Below are 19,043 nucleotides of genomic sequence, written 5' to 3' on the forward strand. Positions count from 1 at the left end.
TGACGGCCCCGCAGTGGATTCTCCGGAAAAGTCTCATAAAGGACTTGAATGGGACACTTGAAGGAGGAATCCCAGCGATAAAAGGACCTCGTGTGACCGAGAACGACGTCATCGAATTCACGACCGGCCTCCCGGGCGTCGTCGCCTTCACCGCCGGCGAGGACAACGGCGCCCCGCGGGCCGCGTGGGGAGACACCTTCTTCTACTACGACCCCGACGACGTGCCGGCCAACCGGAAGATGCCCTTCGCCACGATCGTCGTCAGGGATTACGAGGGGTTCGACACCGCCTCCGACCTGAACCGGCCGGGCGTTTTCCGGGTCAACATCGGCGTCGGCCGCGCCGTGTTCGAGGAACTGCTCGGTTACCCGCCGGCCGCGCACCCCGCCCACCACGAGGCGGTGGACTACCGCGTACCGGACCGGATCCTGCCGCACCCGGTCTACGCCGCCCAGTCCTGGATCTGCGTGCTCAACCCCGGCGACGCCACGGCCGAGCGGGTGCGTACCCTCCTGACCGGCGCGCACGCCCGCGCGGCCGCCCGCCACGGGACCGGTGAGCAGGCCACCCGCGCGTGACCCGGCGGGTGTTAGCGTGACTCCGGAGATGCGATCTTCGGGGAGGTCTCGTGTCGGTTCTCGTCGCGTTCAGCGTCACGCCGATCGGCGCCGGTGAGGATGTCGGCGAAGCGGTGGCGGAGGCCGTGCGCGTGGTCCGCGCGTCCGGGCTGCCCAACCGCACCGACGCCATGTTCACCACAGTCGAGGGCGAGACGTGGGACGAGGTGCTCGGCGTCGTCAAGGACGCCGTCGCCGCCGTCGAGGCCCGCTGCTCCCGCGTCAGCCTGGTGCTCAAGGCCGACGCCCGAGCAGGTCAGGGCAGGCTCGACGCCAAGGTCGCCACGGTGGAGCGCCACCTCGCCGAACGCCCGTCCTGATCACGGCCGGCCAGGCCCGCGCGCCGCACCGCCGCGTACGGCGGGTCGTCGTCAGGGGGAGGCCGCCATGGCGGTCTTCAGCGCCGCGCGCGACAGGCGGTCGGCGGCGCGCGTCGTCTCGGGGAGCCGGTGCCGCGGGGTCAGGGCGAGCACGTGCCGGCAGGCGGTCTCCAAATCGATCCGATGGCCGACGGAGACGAAGACCGGCTTGACGCCGTCCCGGGTGCGCAGCACCCGGCCGGTCACCTGGCCGTCCAGGAGCAGGTCGCTCCACGCGCCGCGTTCCCGGCCGGGCTGGTCGAAGGAGCCGACGAAGGCCGTCTTGCCGACACCGATCGTGGGCAGCCCGGTGAGCACGCCGAGGTGGCAGGCGAGGCCGAACCGCCGGGGATGCGCCAGGCCGTACCCGTCGCAGACGATCAGGCCGGGCGTGACGGTGAGCCGCTCCAGCGCCTCGACCAGGCTGGGCAGCTCGCGGAAGGCGAGCAGGCCGGGCACGTAGTCGAAGGCGGGCCGTCCCGGCACCGTCACCTGCTCGACCACGTCCAGGCTCGCCGCGTCGAGCACGACGACCGCGGCGGCCAGCAGGTCGTCGGCGTAGGCCACGTCCACCCCCGCGACCAGGGCGGGGTCACGGGGACCGGGGCCGGCCAGGTCGAGCCGGGACCGCAGGGCGTCCTGGATCGCCTCCGCCTCCTCGACGGTGGCCGGGGCGGTGATGGAACAGACCTCCATGCGGCGACCATAACGCCCCGGCGACCCGGCGGGCGCAGGGATGCGCGTGGCGCGGTCGCCGGGCACGCCCCCCGGACGATCGGGCTGGTGAACCCGTCCGCGGCGGCACCCGTGCCCGCGGGCCGGACCGGGCCGGACCGGGCCGGGGCGCGGTCCGGTAGACGTCATCGTGAGCGGTGGTGCTCGACCACGCGGTCGCCCTCACCGGGGAACACCATGATCAGAAGGTGCTGGGGTGTTCCCGCCTCCCAGTCCGGCTGCCGGTAGTGGACGCGGATCCGATAATGGCCCTTGCCGCGGAACGCCAGATTCGGCAGGGACTCTCCTCCCATCGGGTCCATGAGCTCGATGTGGCCCGCCGGGCTCTGGTAGCCGATCTCCACCACCCGATGCCACCCTTTCACCTCAACCGGGGGCCTCGTACGGTAGGTCTCGGTGGTCACACAGATGTCGTAGTCGGAGTGACTGAGGATGATCAGGTGTCCCGGAACGGCGGCGACCAGGTCGTCGTCCTGCGCCGTGTCCAGCAGGCCGTCGTCGAACGGGTCCGACGGCGTGTTCTCGTCGTACTCGAAGGATTCCAGGACGCCGTAGTCGGTCCACGTCCGCTTGCGGGCGACGCGTACGGGTCTGATCAGCGGCCGGTGGCGGGAGCGGTCGCACGCCTTCTGGTTGGCGGCCTCCTGCGCCCGATACTCGGCCTCCTCGGCGTCGATCGCCGCCTGGAATCTCGCGGCGGCCGGGGGACAGATGGGGGCGATCAACGCCTCGTCGGCGTGCGGGCCGGGGTAGACCTCACACATCGCCCGCCCGTACGCCAGCAGGTCTCGGTCGGAGACGGTGGCGAACCGCCCGCCCGATCGCGCCCAGCAGATGAACGCCCGTTCGCCGGTCGGCACCCTCGCCGCGTCGCCGTACCGGGGCGCGCACTGGTCGAGGGTGGTGATGCGGCCGTACGCGAGGTCGGTGGCCGGCAGCGTGGCCGGCAGCGCGAGCACCGCGAGCGGCGGCCCGGCTCGCCGGACGGCGCGGGCGATCGCGGAGGTCGGCCAGCCGGCGGCCCGGTCCGGGCTCGTCTGATCGCCGTCGTCCGTCGCGTCGTCGTCATCCGATCCGGCGGCGTCGCCCACCGTGGACCGCCGGGCCCACAGCAGCGGGACCGCGGCGGCCAGCGCGGCGGCGGTGGCGAGCGCCGGCGGCGCGGCGCCGCCCAGATCGGCCAGCCGCCCCGCGGGCCCCTCCAGGAGTTCTCCCGCCTCGCCGGCGACGGTGGTGAGCAGGAGCAGCAGGCCGCCCGTCCGGCCGAGCAGCCGGTTGGGCGTGACGGCCTGCCGGTGGCTGAGCAGGGCGACGGTGGCGATCACCGCGCCGGTCGCCGGGACGCCGCTTCCGAGGACGTACCAGATTCGTTCCGCCCCGGGCCCGGAAAGGGCGAGCAGCAAAGTGAACGGCGCGCTCACGAGCAGGGCCCACCAGGCCAGCCGGAACGCGCCGAGCCTGCGGTGCAGCAGCACCGCCAGCAGCGCCCCGACGACGACAGGGCCGTAGGCCGACGCGATCGCCAGCCGCCAGGGGTACTCGATCGGTGTCGCGCTCAGGCCGAAGAACGCCGTCGCCCGCGCCTCGTCGGTCACCTCGTCGCGAAGTTCGAAAAGCAAGGACGACAGCAGCAGATAGAGGGCGATGGCCCGCAGCGCCGGATGCCGGGCCGTGAACCGGATCCCCTCCGCCGCCTCCCGCCACAGCCCCGCCCTCGGCGGCGATGGCCTCTCGGCGGCGGAGACGCCGCGGAACAGCGCCGCCGCCGCGGCCAGCGCCAGGCCGGCGGCGAACAGGAACTCGGGCCCCTGCCAGATGGTCCCCGTCAGCGTCATCGGCACGACGACGACGCACGGCAGCAGGGTCAGCAGGGCATTGGCCGGAAGCAGGCGCGCACGCCGTACGACGGACGGCAGGTACGCGTCCTGGGCGACCACCGTCACCGACGCCAGGACGCCGCTCGCCGGAATGGTGGCGAGGAGAAGCGGCCAGGTGGGCGCCCCGAGAGCCCCGGCCGCCGCGACGGCCGTGAGGGCCGCGCCCAGCAGCGCGGACACCACCAGGACCGACCGGCGCCGCGCGCGGTCGATCAGCACGCCCAGCGGCAGCGCCAGCACGAGGATCGCTACCGGCTCCACGGTCCGGTCGAACACGTTGAGAAGGTTCGACGAGATCCTCCGGTCAGCGATCCACAGAGCCGGTTCGATCAGCGGGTGGGAGACGCCGACGATGACGGCGGCGAGCGCGAAGAGCGCGAAGCGCAGACGTGCACGGCGGGGGGATGCCACCGGGTGATCTTCGCCGCGACCGCCCGGTCCACGCAAACCGCCTCCGGCCCGCCCGGCCGATCCAGCTCGGCGAGGGAGCCGGGAGGCCACGCGCCCGGCCCATCCACACGCGGGGCCGCCCTATCCGGCGACGGGGCCGTTTCCCATGCCGATCAGGTCCGGCCGGCAGCCTCAGTAGCCCCGCGCGGGGTCGATCAGGCCCAGCAGCGGCTCCCCGCGCAGGTAGCGGGCGACGTTCTCGCGCACCCGCTCGGCGAGGCTTTCGGTGAGGCGGGTCTGCGGGTTGGCGCTGTGCGAGGTGATCAGCACGTTCGGCTCGGCCCACAGGCCGTGCCCGTCCGGCAGCGGCTCCGGGTCGGTGACGTCGAGGGCCGCGCCGCCGATCTCGCCGGCGCGCAGCGCGGCGAGCAGGGCGTCGGTGTCGACGAGCTCACCCCGCGCCACGTTGACCAACCACCCGTGCGGGCCCAGGGCGCGCAGCTCGTCCCGTCCGACCATCCGGTACGTCTGCGAGGTGGCGGGCGCGGCCAGGATGACGTGATCGGCCCGTGGCCAGACGGCGGCCAGGCCCTCGAACGGCACGGTCTCGGCCGCGCCCTCGACCGGCCTGCCCGAGCGGTTGACCGCGAGGACGCCCGCCCCGAGGGCGCACAGCCCGGGGACGACGGCCCTGCCGATCCCGCCCGCGCCGACGACGGCCACCGTGCTCCCGCGCAGCGTCCCCGGCTGGTCGCGCCGCCACGTACGGCTCCGGGCGGCGGCGGGCAGCCGGTGCACCCCGGCCAGCAGCAGGGCGAGGGCGTGCTCGGCGACCTGCGGGGCGTAGGCTCCCGCCGCCGAGCACCACACGCGCGTGGAGTCGACGAGACCCTCCCGGGTCCAGCGTTCGACGCCCGCGGAGGGCAGCTGGACCCAGCGCACGCTCGGCGTCAGGTACTCCCGCACGCCCTCGGGCCGCGAGTCGGTCCAGACCAGCGCCTCCGCCCGGCGCGGATCCGCGACGACCTCACCGCCGGCGGCGCGGACCGACTCGACGATCAGCGGCGGGTCCGCCGGGGCCACGCAGACGGTGAGCACGCGCCCGTCCCTTCCTGGTCGCGCCGGGCGCCCGCGCGCCCGCGGCTTTCCCCCCACATTACGGTCCGCCCGCCTCGGCCGATCACCGGCCCGGTTCGCCGCGATGGGGGGCCGCGCCGTCAGTCGATCTTGTTCGGGTGCAGGACCACCTTGGTCCAGCCCGCTTCCCGCGCGTCGAAGTGCTCGTACGCCTCGGGCGCGTCGTCGAGGTCGAGCTCGTGGGAGACGATCCACGACGGCCGGGCGCCGGCCTCGTGGATGAGGGAGCACAGCTGGCGGTTGTAGTTCTTGACGTTGCACTGGCCGGTGCTCATCGTCTGGCCCTTCGACCAGAAGGTGCCGTAGTCGATGGCCACCTCTCCCCGCTGGTAGAGGTTGTCCCCGCCGCCGGGGTCGCGGGGGACGAACAGGCCGACGACGGCGATGTTCCCGGTGAACTTCACCGATCTGACCAGGTCGTTGAGCGTCATGTTGGGACGCTCGGCGCCCTTCGGATCGTGTGCCTGGAAGCCCACGCACTCGCAGCCCCGGTCGGCGCCCATCCCCTGGGTGAGCTCCAGGACCTGCTCGACCGGGGATGCCTGGGAGTCGTCGATCGTGATCGCGCCGATCTCCTCGGCCTTGCTCAGCCGGTCCGGATGGTGGTCGATGACCATCACGCCGCTCGCGTTCCTGAGCAGGGCCGAGTAGGCGGCCATCAGGCCGACCGGGCCCGCGCCGTAGACCACGACGGTGTCGCCCGGCTGGACGCAGGCGAGCATGGTCGCGTGCCATCCGGTGGGCCACACGTCGGCCAGCATGACGTAGTCGGTCTGCCTCTCATAGGCGTCCTCCGGCAGGACGAGGCAGTTGAAGTCCCCGTACGGCACGCGCAGCAGCTCGGCCTGGCCGCCGTTGTACGGGCCCATGTCGGCGTAGCCGTACGCGGCGCCGGCCAGGCCGGGTGTGGGGTTGGTGGTCAGGCAGAAGGCCGTCAGGCCCTGCTCGCAGTTGGCGCAGAAGCCGCACGAGATGTTGAACGGCAGGCACACCATGTCACCGATCTTGACCCGGTCGACGGCGTCCCCGACTTCGACGACCTCGCCGAGGTTCTCGTGGCCGAGGACCCGGCCCGGCTCGAAGTTGGTCCTGCCCTCGTACATGTGCAGGTCGGAGCCGCAGATGTTGGACGTGGTGACGCGGACGAGGACGTCGGTGTGCCGCTCGATCCGGGCGTCCGGAACGGTGGTGACGCTGACCTGTCGGGGGCCTTCGTAGACCACGGCTTTCATGGCTACCCTCACAGGCGATCGTTACGGGCAGACGCGTGCGACAGGCGCGGCGCGCCGCCTCCCGCTGACGGCGGCCCGGGCCGTTGTGCGCTGTATCGGTGTGAGAGGCCGTACCCCGCCGGGCGGGGCGGAAACCGGCGCGCCCGCGTGGCCGCCCGGCGTCCGGCCGCGCCGGTCACGCGGGAGGGTCCGTGCGACCCGTGATCGGTGGGCCAGCCGCCCGGCCCCCTCGGAGGGGGATGCGGGCGGCGAGCACGAAGCCGCCCTCGGGGGTCGGCCCGGAGAAGAACCGGCCCTGGGCGAGGCAGACGCGCTCCCGGATTCCGGCCAGGCCGTATCCCCCGCCGAGGGAGGGCGCGGCCCTGACCTTCCTCCCGCCGGGCCGGGGGTGCGCCGGCGTGTCGACCACGGAGACCGCCACCTGGTCGCCGCTGACCTCGCAGCTGACCCGCACGCGGGAGTCCGGCGCGTGTTTGCGTACGTTGCTCAGTCCCTCCTGCACCAGGCGGTAGCACGCGTGTGAGACCTGCCTCGGCAGCGTCCCCGGGGGAGCGTCGAGGTGCAGGTCGACCTGGAGCCCGCTCGCCCGCGCCTCGCCGACCAGCCGGGCGATCGCCTCGGTGTCCTCGGCGAGGTCTCCGTTCTCGCGGCGGAGCACGGTGAGCAGCTGCCGCAGCTCGTCGAGCGCCTGCACGCCCTTGTCCTCGATGACCGCCGTCAGCTCGTCGACCTCGCCGGGATCGGTGGCGTCGCGGGCCATGCCGGCGTTGAGCACCATGGCGGTGACCGCGTGGGTGACGGTGTCGTGCATCTCCCTGGCGATCTTGCGGCGTTCCTCGGAGGCGGCGATCTCCTCGCGTTCGCGTACGCCGAGACGCAGCTCCCGGATGAGTCTCCGGTAGGCGTACACCCATGTGCCGACCATCGCGGGCAGGTAGATGAGGGTCAGCGCGCGCACGGCGTTGAGGTAGACCGAGTGGTCGGTGTGGGGGTTGCGGTAGTCGACGGCGAAGTAGACCACCGTCAGGGCCAGGGCGACGTACTGCCACCGGCGCACCCGGTGCTCGGCGGTCATCGAGTAGACGGCGAGGATCATCGGCACGACCTGCCCGGTGACGCAGGCGCACGCGGCCGAGGCGAGGACCGCGGGCCAGGGGGTGCGGCGCCGCACCAGCATGGCCGCCGCGGTGACGATCCCCGTGACGATCTCGACCCCGCCCGGGGCGCCGTCCCAGAGGGAGAAGCTGTAGCCGGTGAGCGTGGTGGGGATGGTGAAGGCGAGAACGGCCGCCGCCAGCGCCGCGTCGACGAGTCGATCACGATGCCTTATGCCCCATTTTCTCCACATTCTGCTAGTTTGCGTCGTTTACCTGGCGGTCGTCACGCCGGGCATCGCGACGGGCTCCGGCAGGACGAGTACGCGGTCTTGACGCAATCAAATGAACAATCATTTAATTCCGTCATGGGGCGGATCGCGGGTGTCACCGCCGCCGAGACGCGGGAGAGGCTGCTGCGCGCGGCCGCCGACGTGTTCGCCCGGCGCGGGTACGAGGGCACACGCGTGGCCGACATCGCCGCCGCCGCCGGCGTGAGCAACGGCGCGCTCTACGCGCACTTCGGCTCGAAGGCCGAGCTGCTGGTCGCCGCGCTGCGCACCCACGGGCCGCGGCTGCTGGCCGACCTGCTGGCCGCCGACCCGGACCGGCCCGTCGCGGACCTGCTGATCGCCGTCGGGCGCAGGCTGCAGCGCCGCCGGGACGCGGGCGGTCACCTCATCGTCGAGGCCATGGTCGCGGCCCGTCGCGACGAGGACGTCGCCCGGCCGATGCGCGGCTACGTCGGCGACCGGGCCGACCGGCTCGCCGGGCTCGTGCGCGCCGCCCAGGACGGCGGCGAACTGGACCCCGCGCTGTCGCCCGCCGCGATCGCCCATTTCTGTCTCCTGCTCGCACTGGGCAGCGCACTCGTCCCGCCGGACGAGCACGCGGTCGACGAGGAGGACTGGAGCGCGCTGCTCACCCGCCTGGTGGCCGCGCTCGCCCCCATCCGGCCGGACTCCACGAAGGGGAGCACGCGGTGAAAGTGACCATCGATCCGCAGCGATGCCAGGGACACGGCCGCTGCTACGACCTCGCCCCGGAGTTGTTCGGCGAGGACGACGAGGGCTACGGGCGGGTCCTCGGCGACGGCGTCGTGCCGCCGGGCGAGGAGCGGGCGGCGCGCGTCGCGGCCGCCAACTGCCCCGAACGGGCGATCGACCTCGCCGAGGAGGCCTGACATGACCGTCGACGACCGTTTCACCCGCGAATTCCGGCAGGAGCCGCCCGCCGGCACGCGCAACGAGGTCATCGCCGGTCCGGTGTCGGACTGGGCGAGCGACTTCTCCCACCTGGAGCCCGAGTGGGCCGCCGATCCGTACCCGATCCAGGACGACCTGCGGGCGCGCTGCCCGATCGCGCACACCGACAGGTTCGGCGGCGGGTGGCTGCCGACGCGGTACGAGGACATCGCGTCGATCGCGTACGACACCGAGCGCTTCTCCTCGCGGTCGATCATCATGAGCAACTACCGGCCGCCGGCGGAGATCGCGCCGGTGGGGGCCGTGCCGCCGATCTCCTCCGACCCGCCTTTCCACCACGACGCGCGCAAGCTGCTGCTCCCGGCGTTCACCAAGAAGGAGGTGGCGAGGCGGGAGGAGGCGACACGCGCCTTCTGCCACTCGCTGATCGACTCGTTCGAGGGCGCCGAGGTCGTCGACGCCGCCCGTGACTACGCGCAGCACATCCCCATGCGGGTCATCGCCGACATGCTGGGTTTCCCTCCCGAGGACGGCCCGCGGTTCCGCAGGTTCGTGGAGAGCGCTCTGGAGGGCGTCAACCTGCCGCCGGAGGAGCGGCTGGCGCGCATGGACGAGCTGTTCGACTACCTGTACGCCCAGATCCGCAACCACGTCGCCGACCCGCGCGACGACCTCACGACCTACCTGATCGACGTGGAGCTGTACGGCCGCAAGCTCGAACCCGCGCACGTCGCGGGCACGATCGCCCTGCTGCTCATCGCCGGCATCGACACGACGTGGAGCGCGATCGGCGCCTCGCTGTGGCACCTGGCGAAGACCCCGGCCGACCGGGAGCGCCTGGTCGCCGAGCCCGGGCTGCTGCCGACCGCGCTGGAGGAGTTCCTCCGGGCGTACGCCCCGGTCACGATGGCGCGGCTGGTCAAGGAGGACATGCACTGGCGCGGCGTCGACATGAAGGCCGACGACTGGGTCCTGCTGTCGTTCCCCGCCGCCAACCGCGACCCCGGCCAGTTCGACCGGGCCGACGAGGTGATCATCGATCGCGAGATCAACCGGCACGCGGCGTTCGGGCTCGGCATCCACCGCTGCGTGGGTTCCCACCTGGCCCGCATGGAGCTCCGGGTCGCGCTGGAGGTCTGGCTGGAGCGGGTTCCCGTGTTCGGCCTCGCCGACCCCTCGGCGGTGACCTGGGCCCCCGGCCAGGTGCGGGGCCCGCGTACGCTCCCGGTCCGCATCGGCTGACCGGGCGGCCGCGCGGCCTGTCAGCGCGCGAGCTGCCGGCGTGGCCGCGCGGCCTCGGCGTACGCCGCCAGGGTACGCGCGGCGGTGCGCGCCCAGCTGTAGCGCTCCCGCACGTACGCGGCGCCCCGCAGAGCGAGCCGGTCCGCCTCCGCGGCGTCGCCGAGGAGGCGCAGCAGAGCGCCGGCCAGCTCGGCGGGGTCGTCGCGGGCGCAGCGCAGCGCCCCGTCGCCGACGACCTCCGGCGAGTAGCCGGGCCCGGCCACCACCGGCCGGGCGAGCGCCATCGCCTCGACGGCGACCAGGCCGAACGGCTCGTAGACGGACGGGAAGACGCAGACGTCGGCGGCCAGGAAGTGCGCGAACACCTCGCCGGGCGGGATGAAGCGGTTGCCCGCGACGACGTGCGCGGTCGCCCCCGTCCGCTCGATCAGCCGGGCCACCGCCGCGGCGTCGTCGGTCTGCGGCGCCGCGGCGCCGACGAGCACGAACCGCGCGTCATCGTGCTCGGCGACGACCCGTGGCACCGCCCGGATCAGCGTGTGCACCCCCTTGTGCGGCGACGGGCGCCCGGCGAACACGACGAGCCGGCCCTGCCCGCCGGGCAGGTAGCGCCGCCGCACCTCCGCCCGGATCCGGTCGCGCTCGTGACCCGGCAGCCCGGCCAGCCGCAGCAGGCCGGGGTCCTCGTAGCCGTGCGGCACGACGAGCAGCCGCCCGGCCGGCCAGCCGCGGGCCGCGAGGTCGTCGCGCATGCGAGCGCTCGGCACCACGATCAGACGTGCCGTCCGGGCCTGGGCCGTCTCCAGCACATCGAGGAGGACGGCGTACGCCGAGCGGCGCCGCTCTCCGGGCGCGTTCAGCTCGCGGGTGTGGACGTGGAACACGACCGGCAGCCGCCCCAGCGCCATGCACAGGAGCCCGGCGAGGCAGCCCATCCAGTCGTGCACGGCGACGACCGCCCCCGTCCGCCCCGCCTCCGCTCGCAGGATCCGGACGGCCGCCCGCACGTTGAACGCGAGCAGCCCGGCGACCCTGGCCAGGCGGCGCACCGGCGCGGGAACGCGGGAGCCGCCCCCGAGGCCGTACCCGGGGGTGGGCAGCCGGTGCAGTGTGACGTCGCCCCGGCGCTCCGCCCGGCAGGCCGAGCCCCGGCGGGCGGCCCCGAAGACCACGACCGGGGTGCCGCCGTCACGCAGGGCGTCCATGATCCGCTCGGCGTACCGGCCGAGCCCGCCGACCACGTCGGGCGGGACCTCCGAGCAGACGGCGTACACCCGGAGGCCGGGGGATGGGTGATCGTCGGTGGGCACGGCGCGAACCTAGTCCCTCACGCGGCGCGCGGCCAACACGCGCCCGGCCGGCGACCGGCGGGCCCGCGACGGCGGCCGCGAACGGCTGTAGTCTCGGCGCGTGCGGCACGAGTCACCGGACGCCGGCGCGGGCCTGCGCCGGCATCTGCCGGACGGCGGGACCCGGCCGGGCCATCGGCTGCGGTTCGGCTCCGGCGCGGCGGGCATCGAGCGGCTGGAGGCGTCGCTCGTCGGCGAGGGATTCGCCACCCACCGCCACGACACGTACGCGATCGGGATGACGCTGCGGGGCGTGCAGACGTTCCGCTACCGCGGCGAGCTGCGGCGCTGTCTGCCGGGGGAGTGGCACGTCCTGCACCCCGACGAACCACACGACGGTGTGGCGGGCACCGACGAGGGGTTCGGCTACCGGATCATCTACCTCGATCCCTGCCTTGTGCAGGAGGCGCTGGGCGGGGGGCCGCTGCCGTTCGTCGCCGACCCCGTGATCGGGCGGCGTGAGGCCGACCCCGCGCTCGCCGCGTGCCTGCGGGACATCGACGAGCCGCTGGACGACGCCGAACGGCTGACGCTCACGCTGCGGGTCGTCCGCACGCTCGTGCGCCACTCCTCAGCGCGGCCGGGCGGGCGGCCCCGGCTGGCGCTGGAGGCGCTGACCCGCGTGCGCGACCTGATCGCCGACGACCCGGCGGTCAGGCATACGCTCGCCGAGCTCGAGCGGGTCTCGGGCCTGGACAGGTGGACGGTGGCGCGGCAGTTCCGCGTCGCGTTCGGCACCAGCCCGACCCGCTTCCGCACGATGCGGCAACTCGACCGGGCCCGCAGTCTGCTGCGCGACGGCGTGCCCCTGGCCGAGGCGGCCCAGCTCGCCGGCTTCGCCGACCAGGCGCACATGTCGCGCATGTTCAAGCGGGCCTACGGTCTCACGCCGGCCCGATGGACGGCCGCGCTCATGTGACCTGCGGGTCGCGTCCGCCCAGCTCGGCGAGGTCGTCGGCGGTGAGGCGGAGACCGGCGGCGCCGACGTTCTCGGTCAGGTGGCCGAGCGAGCCGGTTCCGGGGATGGGCAGTGTCACCGGTGAGGCGGCCAGCAGCCAGGCCAGGGCGACCTGCGCGGTGGTCGCCCGATGCCGGGCGGCGACGCTCGTGAGACGAGCGTGGTCGATCCGTTGCCCGCCTCCGCCGAGCGGAAAATACGGGACGTAGGCGATGCCCTCCCGCTCGCACGTCGCCAGGACGCCGGAGTCGCTCGTGTGGTGGACGTGGAAGTGGTTCTGCACCGCGGCGACCGGGGCGATGGACCGTGCCTCGGCGAGTTGGGCGGCGTCGACATTGCTGACGCCGAGGTGCCGGATCAGCCCTTCGCGGCGGAGCTCCGCGAGCGCGGCGAAGCGTTCGCCGATCGATTCGCCACCGGCCGGGCCCATACCGCCCACCCGCAGGTAGACCAGATCGAGGCGGTCCTGGCCGAGGCGGCGCAGGTCGTCCTCCACCAGAGCGCGCAGCCGATCGGGGCCGGCCTGGCCGGCGGGCGACATGTCGCCGGCGAAGAGCGGACCCACCTTGGTGGCGATCACCAGGTCGTCCGGATAGGGCGACAGCGCCTCCCGGATCAGTTCGTGCGCGTGCAGGTCGCCGAACCCGTAGAAGCCCGCGGTGTCGATGTGGTTCACGCCGAGTTCCACGGCGCGGCGCAGCACCGCGACGCCTGCCTCGGGGGAGCGCGCGGAGCCGCCGAGGGCGAGCCTCATCGCGCCGAAGCCGAGGCGGTTGACGCGCAGGTCGCCGCCCAGGAAGAAGTCGCCGTCGGCGGCGGCCGCAGTGGTGCCCATGTTTCGCTCCTTGTCGTGAGACGCGCGGCCGAGGACCGCGTGATGCCGTCACTCCGATCGCAGGCGGGCCTTCCCGCCGGATCGGGGGCCTCAGACTATACAAAAAGTGCGCGCACGCAAGTTTGCGTGAACGCAACCAGTCTGCGACAGTAGGACCGTGACGGCAGGACGGACGGGGCTGCGCGAGCAGAAGAAGCAGGCCACCCGGCAGGCGTTGCGCGAGGCGGCGTTGCGGCTGGCTCTCGAACGCGGGCCGGACAACGTGCGGGTCGACGACATAGCCGACGCCGCCGGAGTCTCCCCGAGGACCTACAACAACTACTTCTCCAGCCGTGAACAGGCGATCGTCGCCGCTGTCACCGCCGAACGCGAGTCCCGGGTGGCGGCGGCGATCGCCGCCCGCCCGGACGGCGTCCGCCTGGCCGACGCCGTCGTCGACGCGATCGTGGAGCAGTACACCGACCCCGACGCACAGGACGGCGACGCGCTGCTGTTGATCACCACCCGTCCCGCGCTGCGCGAGGCGTTCGTCGATGCCGCCGCCGCGATCGAACACCCCCTCACCGACGCGATCGCCGGCCGCCTCGGCGACGCCGGCCGGGACACCGCCCGCGTGCTCGCGGCGAGCGTCGCCGCCGCGGTCCGGGTCGCGCTCGACCGGTGGGTGGGAGGGACGGCCGCCGCGCCCCCCGTCGCCGGCGGGCTCGTCGTACCGTCCGGATCGCTCCCCGACCTGCTCCGCGCTGCGCTCGCCGCGCTCGCTCCCGCTCTCGACGCGGCCGAACGACGGGCGGCCTCCGCCCGGCACGACCCGGGGCGAATCTAGCCTCAGACTTTCGCCTGGAAGGCTGCCGAGACTGATCCTCGGGAAGCCGGAGGCCCGCGGCCGACAGCCGGTTCGGGGCCTCCACGGGCTCACGAGAGCTGTTGCAGCCCGTGTGGTAGCCGCCCTGTACAGGTGGCGCCGCACCGAGCCCGCTGGCCGCCGACGGGCGATGGCAAGGCCGTGTCAAGTCGGTGTGCCGATGCTCCCGGGTATGAGACACCCCCGGCGGCTGCTCCTCATCGGTGCCACGATCGCCGCCTGCCTGGCCACTCTGCTCACCCCCGCGACCGCCGCGCTGGCCGAGCCGCCCGCGCCCTCCCCGACGCCACCGCCGCAGCAGCTCGAACTGTCGTCCGTCCAGCCGGAGTTGCGCGACCGGGTGCTGGGCGCGAACTGGCAGAAGTCCAGCGACTTCGCCGTCACCACGGCCGGTGACGCGACCGGGTTCCACGTGTTCACGGCGATGGCCGCCACGGGCTACCAGTGGCGGACCGTCGCCACCCTCAGCGAGCCGGGTATGGACACCGACCAGTGGATCGGCAACGCCTGCCTGACCGGATCCGGCACCAGGATCGTGGCCGTCTACGCGCCGCGCTACTTCACCAACCGCTCCTGGCTGTTCGGCCGGGGCGCGTTCGCCGCGATCATCGACGTCAAGACCGGCGCCGTCACCAAGCTCCGGGACCAGGTGACGCTCGCCTACTTCAACCCGGGCTGTGGCGCCGGTGACACGGTCGCGCTCACGCAGGGCGTCAGCGAGCAGCGCGGCACCACCCGCCTGCTCACCGTCGACGCCGCCGCCAAGCGCGTGACCCGGGCCGTCGTGGTCAGCGGCCAGCTCACCTCGGCCGTCCCCGTCGGGGACACCGTGGTGGCGGCCGACGGCGCCCGGCTCGTCGAGGTGCGGGCCGGCGGCGAGCTCACCAAGCTCGCGGCCACCGACTCGGTGCCGTTCGACCTACGGGCGACCGCCGACGGCGGCGTGGCCTTCGCCACCCGCGACGGCGCGTCGGTCAAGGTCCGCCAGTATCTGGGCGGGACGACCCGCGAACTGGCGTCGGGCCGCCTGGGCGAGCTGACGGTCAAGTCGGGCACGAACGGCCGCGTCTTCCTCGTCGGCCGGGCCGACCGGAAGGCCGCCCTGCCGCAGGGCGTGTCGCTCCTGGACGCCCCGGCGGCGGCCGACGTCTCCTCCGAGGGCGGCCTCGCCGTCACGGCGGCGGCCCGGCGCGGCCTGCGCGCGGGCCCCGGCGCCCCGCCGCCCGCGGGACCGCCGGCCGCGACGATCCTGGGCGATGACAAACCCGGTGTCAGCCCCGACGTGCCCGACGCCGAGCCCGTCGACATCACCGCACAGGTCGTCACGACCAAGGCCGACGTCGGCTTCGAGGTGCAGCCGGGCGAGGATCTGCTCCCGGCGGCGGCTTCGGGACGCGCCACCAACCCCAAGCTGGCGCTGGCCCTCAAACTAGTGGGCCCCGCCGCGACCACCGCCGTCAACGGGACCGTCGACACCGGCTACCGGTGCGCCATCCCGCGTAACGACCCGTCGATCCAGGTGTACCAGCCGCACTGGCGGCAGGTGGAGTGGGCGGTCGACCAGCTCGTCTTCAAGAACCGGCTGACCGTGACCCGGCCGACCGGCTGGAAGGGCTCCGGGCTGCCCGCGTGGAACCCGCAGACCGAGTTCCCGGTCCCGGACCTGGAGGGCGGCGGGCGCATCCCGGTGTCGATCATGTTCGGCATCCTCGCGCAGGAGTCGAACCTGTGGCAGGCCCAGCGCAGCGTGCTGGAGGGCGAGACCGGCAACCCGCTGGTCGGCAACTTCTACGGCGTCAACATCTACGACTCCAACCCCGCCAACGACTGGGACGTCGACTTCACCAAGGCCGACTGCGGCTACGGCATCTCCCAGCAGACCGACAACATGCGCGGCGACGCGACCCTGTGGAGCGCGAACAAGCAGAAGCGGGTGGCGATCGACTACGTCACCAACATCGCGGCCGGCATGTCGACCCTGGCCGAGAAGTGGAACCAGATCCGGACCGACACCGACGGGCTGGCGAAGGTCAACGACGGTGACCCGGCGAAGATCGAGAACTGGTACCTGGCGGTGTGGGCGTACAACTCCGGCTGGCACGCCAAGGCCGAGGCCTGGAAGATCGACAACAACGGCACGCCGAACAACGGCGCCTGGGGGGTGGGCTGGCTGAACAACCCCGCCAACCCGTCCTACCGGCAGGACCGCCGTCCCTTCCTCGACAACAACAGCTACGCCGACGCGGCGCACCCGCAGGACTGGCCCTACCAGGAGAAGGTGCTGGGCTGGGCGGCGTGGCCGATCACCAAGACCTACTTCGACGCCGCCCAGAACAAGAACGTCTCCGAGGGCGGCTACAACTACGCGTGGTGGACCACCGAGGGCTACCGCACCATGATCGTGCCGACGGTCTCCAACACGGGGATCGTCGACAACAACGCCTTCTGCGCGCCCGGCAACGAGTGCCAGCCGCCGTCGTCGGGGAACGGGCGCGGCACCTGCCTGCGGTCCGACTCCAAGTGCTGGTGGCACTTCTCCAAGGAATGGAAGGATTGCGCGTCGGCGTGCGGGCATGAGGCGGCTCTCCGGTACGACTCGACCTGGGCCTCGACCGAGCGCGCCGAACCCACCGACCAATGGACGCCCTGCAAGACGCCCGGGCTGCCCGCCGTCGGCGGAGACACGACGAAGGTCCTCATCGTCGACGACGTGACAGTCCCGGCGGTGCGCGGCAACTGCGACAACAGCCAGTGGACCAACCGCGGCACCCTGTCCTTCACATTCGCCCAGGACTCCGCGGGCAGAGTCCCCGCCAGGGCCGACTTCCAGCAGCTCGGCAACGGGTTCGGCGGTCACGAGTGGTTCGGGTACACCCGCACCAGCGCCAGGAACGGCGGCGTCATGCAGGTGACCGGCACCTGGGAGCCGGAGGAGGACATCAACGGGTGGGCCCGTGTCCTGGTCCACATCCCGAAACGGCGCGCGGAGACCCAGCAGGCCCCCTACACCGTCGATCTGGGCAACGGCGCCACGGAGACCCGCTACCTGAACCAGAGCCGGGAGCAGAACCAGTGGTACAACCTCGGCGTCTTCCAGTTCGCCGGGAGACCGAAGGTGTCGCTCACCAACCTGAACGACGAGGGCGACGGCTCGGCCGCCATCGCCTGGGACGCGATCGCCTTCCAGGTGCTCGCGAAACGGCCCAAGCACTTCGTCGTCGCCATGGGCGACTCCATCACTTCGGGTGAAGGAGTCGGAAGCTACACCGCCGAGACCGACTTCGGCTACAAGACGCCGCGCTGGAACGCCTGCCGGCGCAGCAACGACGCCTGGATCAGGCAGACCGTCCTCCCGGGCGAGACCCAGACCGTCGGCCAGCTCGCCGACTCCTTCGACCCTCGGCTGGACTTCGCGTTCGTGGCGTGTTCCGGTGCCGAGTCGCGGGACGTGTTCGTGCCGCGGTACGCGTACATGGACGAGCCGATCGGCGACTGGTCTGACTATCGCGGTCGTGCGGAGGGCAGGTTCCGGGAGGCGGCCCAGATCGAGAGCGGCTTCCTGACCAAGAACACGACCCTGGTCGCCCTGTCGCTCGGAGCCAACGACGCCGACTGGTCCGGCGTCCTGACCGGCTGCTACCTGATCATCTGCAAAGCCGGCGGCAGCCCCTACGAGGACCAGCTCAGGGCTCGCATCACCGACGTGCTGAACACCAAGACGGAGTACAACCTCCCGGCCAACGTCGCCGACATCCTTCAGCAGATCGAGAGCAGGACGCACAACAAGGACGGCAACCGGGGGAAGAAGGCGAAGATCGTCCTCATGGGCTATCCGAACGTGGTCGGCGGCACCGTCTGCCAGCGCTTCGACCAGGACGAGATCGGAATGCTGCAACGGCTCGCCGACCATTTCGTCACCGAGGCGAAGAACACGGTGCGGGTGCTGCGGGACGCCGGGAACGAGGTGTCCTTCGCGGACTCCCTGCCGGCCTTCGCCGGTCACGGAGCGTGCGACGCCGACCCATGGGTCAACAAAGTGATCTTCACCAAGACCGGCCCCGGCGACTTCACCGACATCTGGGACGGCTGCATCGCCGACGGGGGCCGGTGCGCGAGCCGCTCTTCCCTGCACCCCACCAGGAGAGGCGCCCAGGAGTTCGCCACCGTGTTCAAGAACCACCTCGGCAGCCCTGAGGTGAACTACACCGGCTGGTAGCGGCTTGTCAGCCGGTCGCCGGCCACGACCAGCGCCGCGCGGACGCCCTCGACGGCTTGAAGTCGAGCGAGGGGTCCGCGCGGGCCATCCGGTCGTGCAGCTCGTGGAGCTCCCTGGTCGGTTCCAGGCCGAGTTCCCGCACGAAGTCGCCGCGGGCCCGGCGATACCCCGCCAGCGCGTCGGGCCTGCGGCCGTCGCGATAGAGAGCGATCATGTACGCCCGGATCAGCCGCTCCCTGAGCGGATGCAGCCGCACCAGATCGGCGAGGTCGGGCAGCAGCTCCCGGTGCCGCCCACACGCCAGCTCGGCCTCCGCGCGGGCCTCGATCGCGCCCAGCCGCAGCTCCTCCAGCCCGACCCCCAGCCGGTCACGCAGCCGATCGCTCGCGGCGTCGGCCAGCAGCGGCCCCCGCCAGCAGGCCAGGGCGTCTTTCAGCAGCCGCGACCGGACCCCCGGCGCGGCCGACCGGCGGGCCTGCCCGACCAGGTCCCGGAACCGGTGGACGTCGACCGCGCCGACATCGGTCTGGGCCAGATAGCCGTCACCCTGGCGCAACAGCCGGAACCCCCGTGACCCCGTCCGCTTGGGGTCCAGCGTGCCGCGCAGCCGGGTGACGTGGCTGTGCAGGATGCCGCGGGCGTTGGCCGGCGGGCGGTCGTCCCACAGCAGCTCCAGCAACCGGCCCACCGGGACGACCCGTCCCGCGTCGAGCAGCAGCAGGCCGAGCAGGCAGCGCTGGGCGCGCCTGGCGACCGTGATCGTCGTGTCCCCGTGCCCCACTTCGACCGGCCCCAGAAGCCGGAACTCCCAACCCCGATTCGACATGACCACGAGCATCCGACGCCCGGGTATAGACGAGGTATACATGCAGGTGAGGCCCCTTCCGCCGGTCACGATCGGCAGCGGCAAGGCCGTGTCAAGAAAGGCTGCC

The 19,043-nt window shown here is 72.9% G+C and carries 16 protein-coding genes; 8 read left to right on the forward strand and 8 right to left on the reverse strand.

The features are described 5' to 3' along the window. Nucleotides 1-92: 92 nt before the first annotated feature. A complete protein-coding gene (locus HHX41_RS21145) occupies nucleotides 93-578 on the forward strand; it encodes a DUF6194 family protein (protein ID WP_182907372.1) in 486 nt (161 codons plus the stop codon). Nucleotides 579-628: 50 nt separating this feature from the next. Beyond that, on the forward strand, nucleotides 629-937 hold the full coding sequence (locus tag HHX41_RS21150; RefSeq protein ID WP_169988881.1) for a thiamine-binding protein: 309 nt from the start codon (nucleotides 629-631) through the stop codon (nucleotides 935-937). 51 nt (nucleotides 938-988) lie between these two features. Here HHX41_RS21150 and HHX41_RS21155 read toward each other — a convergent pair whose 3' ends face one another. From HHX41_RS21155 to HHX41_RS21175, 5 genes are all read right to left on the reverse strand, one after another. Continuing rightward, nucleotides 989-1,672 carry an endonuclease V gene (locus HHX41_RS21155; RefSeq protein WP_182907373.1) on the reverse strand — a complete coding sequence of 228 codons (684 nt, stop codon included), beginning with the start codon at nucleotides 1,670-1,672 and terminating at the stop codon, nucleotides 989-991. A 164-nt stretch (nucleotides 1,673-1,836) separates the two neighbouring features. Next, complete coding sequence (locus HHX41_RS21160; protein ID WP_182907374.1) at nucleotides 1,837-3,999, reverse strand: MFS transporter; 2,163 nt, start codon at nucleotides 3,997-3,999, stop codon at nucleotides 1,837-1,839. 171 nt (nucleotides 4,000-4,170) lie between these two features. Continuing rightward, on the reverse strand, nucleotides 4,171-5,076 hold the full coding sequence (locus HHX41_RS21165; protein WP_182907375.1) for a D-isomer specific 2-hydroxyacid dehydrogenase family protein: 906 nt from the start codon (nucleotides 5,074-5,076) through the stop codon (nucleotides 4,171-4,173). 119 nt (nucleotides 5,077-5,195) lie between these two features. Continuing rightward, entirely contained in the window at nucleotides 5,196-6,347 is a 1,152-nt protein-coding gene (locus HHX41_RS21170) for a glutathione-independent formaldehyde dehydrogenase (RefSeq protein WP_182907376.1), read from the reverse strand. Nucleotides 6,348-6,522: 175 nt separating this feature from the next. After that, the gene (locus HHX41_RS21175; protein WP_182907377.1) at nucleotides 6,523-7,695 is read right to left on the reverse strand and encodes a sensor histidine kinase; all 1,173 of its coding nucleotides are present in this window, start codon (nucleotides 7,693-7,695) and stop codon (nucleotides 6,523-6,525) included. 114 nt (nucleotides 7,696-7,809) lie between these two features. On the opposite strand from HHX41_RS21175, the gene HHX41_RS21180 reads away from it, so the two are divergent. Genes HHX41_RS21180 through HHX41_RS21190 form a run of 3 tightly spaced genes read left to right on the forward strand, consistent with a single transcriptional unit; the run spans nucleotide 7,810 to nucleotide 9,888 of the window. Continuing rightward, nucleotides 7,810-8,427 carry a TetR/AcrR family transcriptional regulator gene (locus tag HHX41_RS21180; protein WP_169988887.1) on the forward strand — a complete coding sequence of 206 codons (618 nt, stop codon included), beginning with the start codon at nucleotides 7,810-7,812 and terminating at the stop codon, nucleotides 8,425-8,427. Beyond that, on the forward strand, nucleotides 8,424-8,624 hold the full coding sequence (locus HHX41_RS21185; protein WP_182907378.1) for a ferredoxin: 201 nt from the start codon (nucleotides 8,424-8,426) through the stop codon (nucleotides 8,622-8,624). Before HHX41_RS21180 ends, HHX41_RS21185 begins: the two co-directional genes overlap by 4 nt. 1 nt (nucleotide 8,625) lies before the next feature. After that, nucleotides 8,626-9,888 carry a cytochrome P450 gene (locus tag HHX41_RS21190; RefSeq protein ID WP_182907379.1) on the forward strand — a complete coding sequence of 421 codons (1,263 nt, stop codon included), beginning with the start codon at nucleotides 8,626-8,628 and terminating at the stop codon, nucleotides 9,886-9,888. A gap of 20 nt (nucleotides 9,889-9,908) precedes the next feature. On the opposite strand, the gene HHX41_RS41880 is transcribed toward HHX41_RS21190, so the two are convergent. Further along, entirely contained in the window at nucleotides 9,909-11,198 is a 1,290-nt protein-coding gene (locus HHX41_RS41880; RefSeq protein ID WP_182907380.1) for a glycosyltransferase family 4 protein, read from the reverse strand. A gap of 100 nt (nucleotides 11,199-11,298) precedes the next feature. Between HHX41_RS41880 and HHX41_RS21200 the strand changes: the two genes are divergently transcribed. Next, a complete protein-coding gene (locus HHX41_RS21200; RefSeq protein WP_310742106.1) occupies nucleotides 11,299-12,156 on the forward strand; it encodes an AraC family transcriptional regulator in 858 nt (285 codons plus the stop codon). Here the strand turns inward: HHX41_RS21200 and HHX41_RS21205 are convergent. After that, nucleotides 12,149-13,030: an aldo/keto reductase gene (locus HHX41_RS21205; RefSeq protein WP_182907381.1), complete on the reverse strand. Its 882-nt coding sequence runs from the start codon at nucleotides 13,028-13,030 to the stop codon at nucleotides 12,149-12,151. The two genes, HHX41_RS21200 and HHX41_RS21205, sit on opposite strands and share 8 nt — an antisense overlap. A gap of 157 nt (nucleotides 13,031-13,187) precedes the next feature. On the opposite strand from HHX41_RS21205, the gene HHX41_RS21210 reads away from it, so the two are divergent. Continuing rightward, nucleotides 13,188-13,856: a TetR/AcrR family transcriptional regulator gene (locus HHX41_RS21210; RefSeq protein WP_182907382.1), complete on the forward strand. Its 669-nt coding sequence runs from the start codon at nucleotides 13,188-13,190 to the stop codon at nucleotides 13,854-13,856. Between the two features lie 211 nt (nucleotides 13,857-14,067). Then, nucleotides 14,068-18,111 (forward strand): hypothetical protein, encoded by a 4,044-nt coding sequence (locus tag HHX41_RS21215; RefSeq protein ID WP_182907383.1) that lies wholly within the window; start codon nucleotides 14,068-14,070, stop codon nucleotides 18,109-18,111. A gap of 7 nt (nucleotides 18,112-18,118) precedes the next feature. Here HHX41_RS21215 and HHX41_RS21220 read toward each other — a convergent pair whose 3' ends face one another. Beyond that, entirely contained in the window at nucleotides 18,119-18,937 is an 819-nt protein-coding gene (locus HHX41_RS21220; protein WP_182907384.1) for an AfsR/SARP family transcriptional regulator, read from the reverse strand. Nucleotides 18,938-19,043 lie beyond the last annotated feature (106 nt).

This window comes from Microbispora sp. H13382 (assembly GCF_014161445.1).
Classification (GTDB): domain Bacteria; phylum Actinomycetota; class Actinomycetes; order Streptosporangiales; family Streptosporangiaceae; genus Microbispora.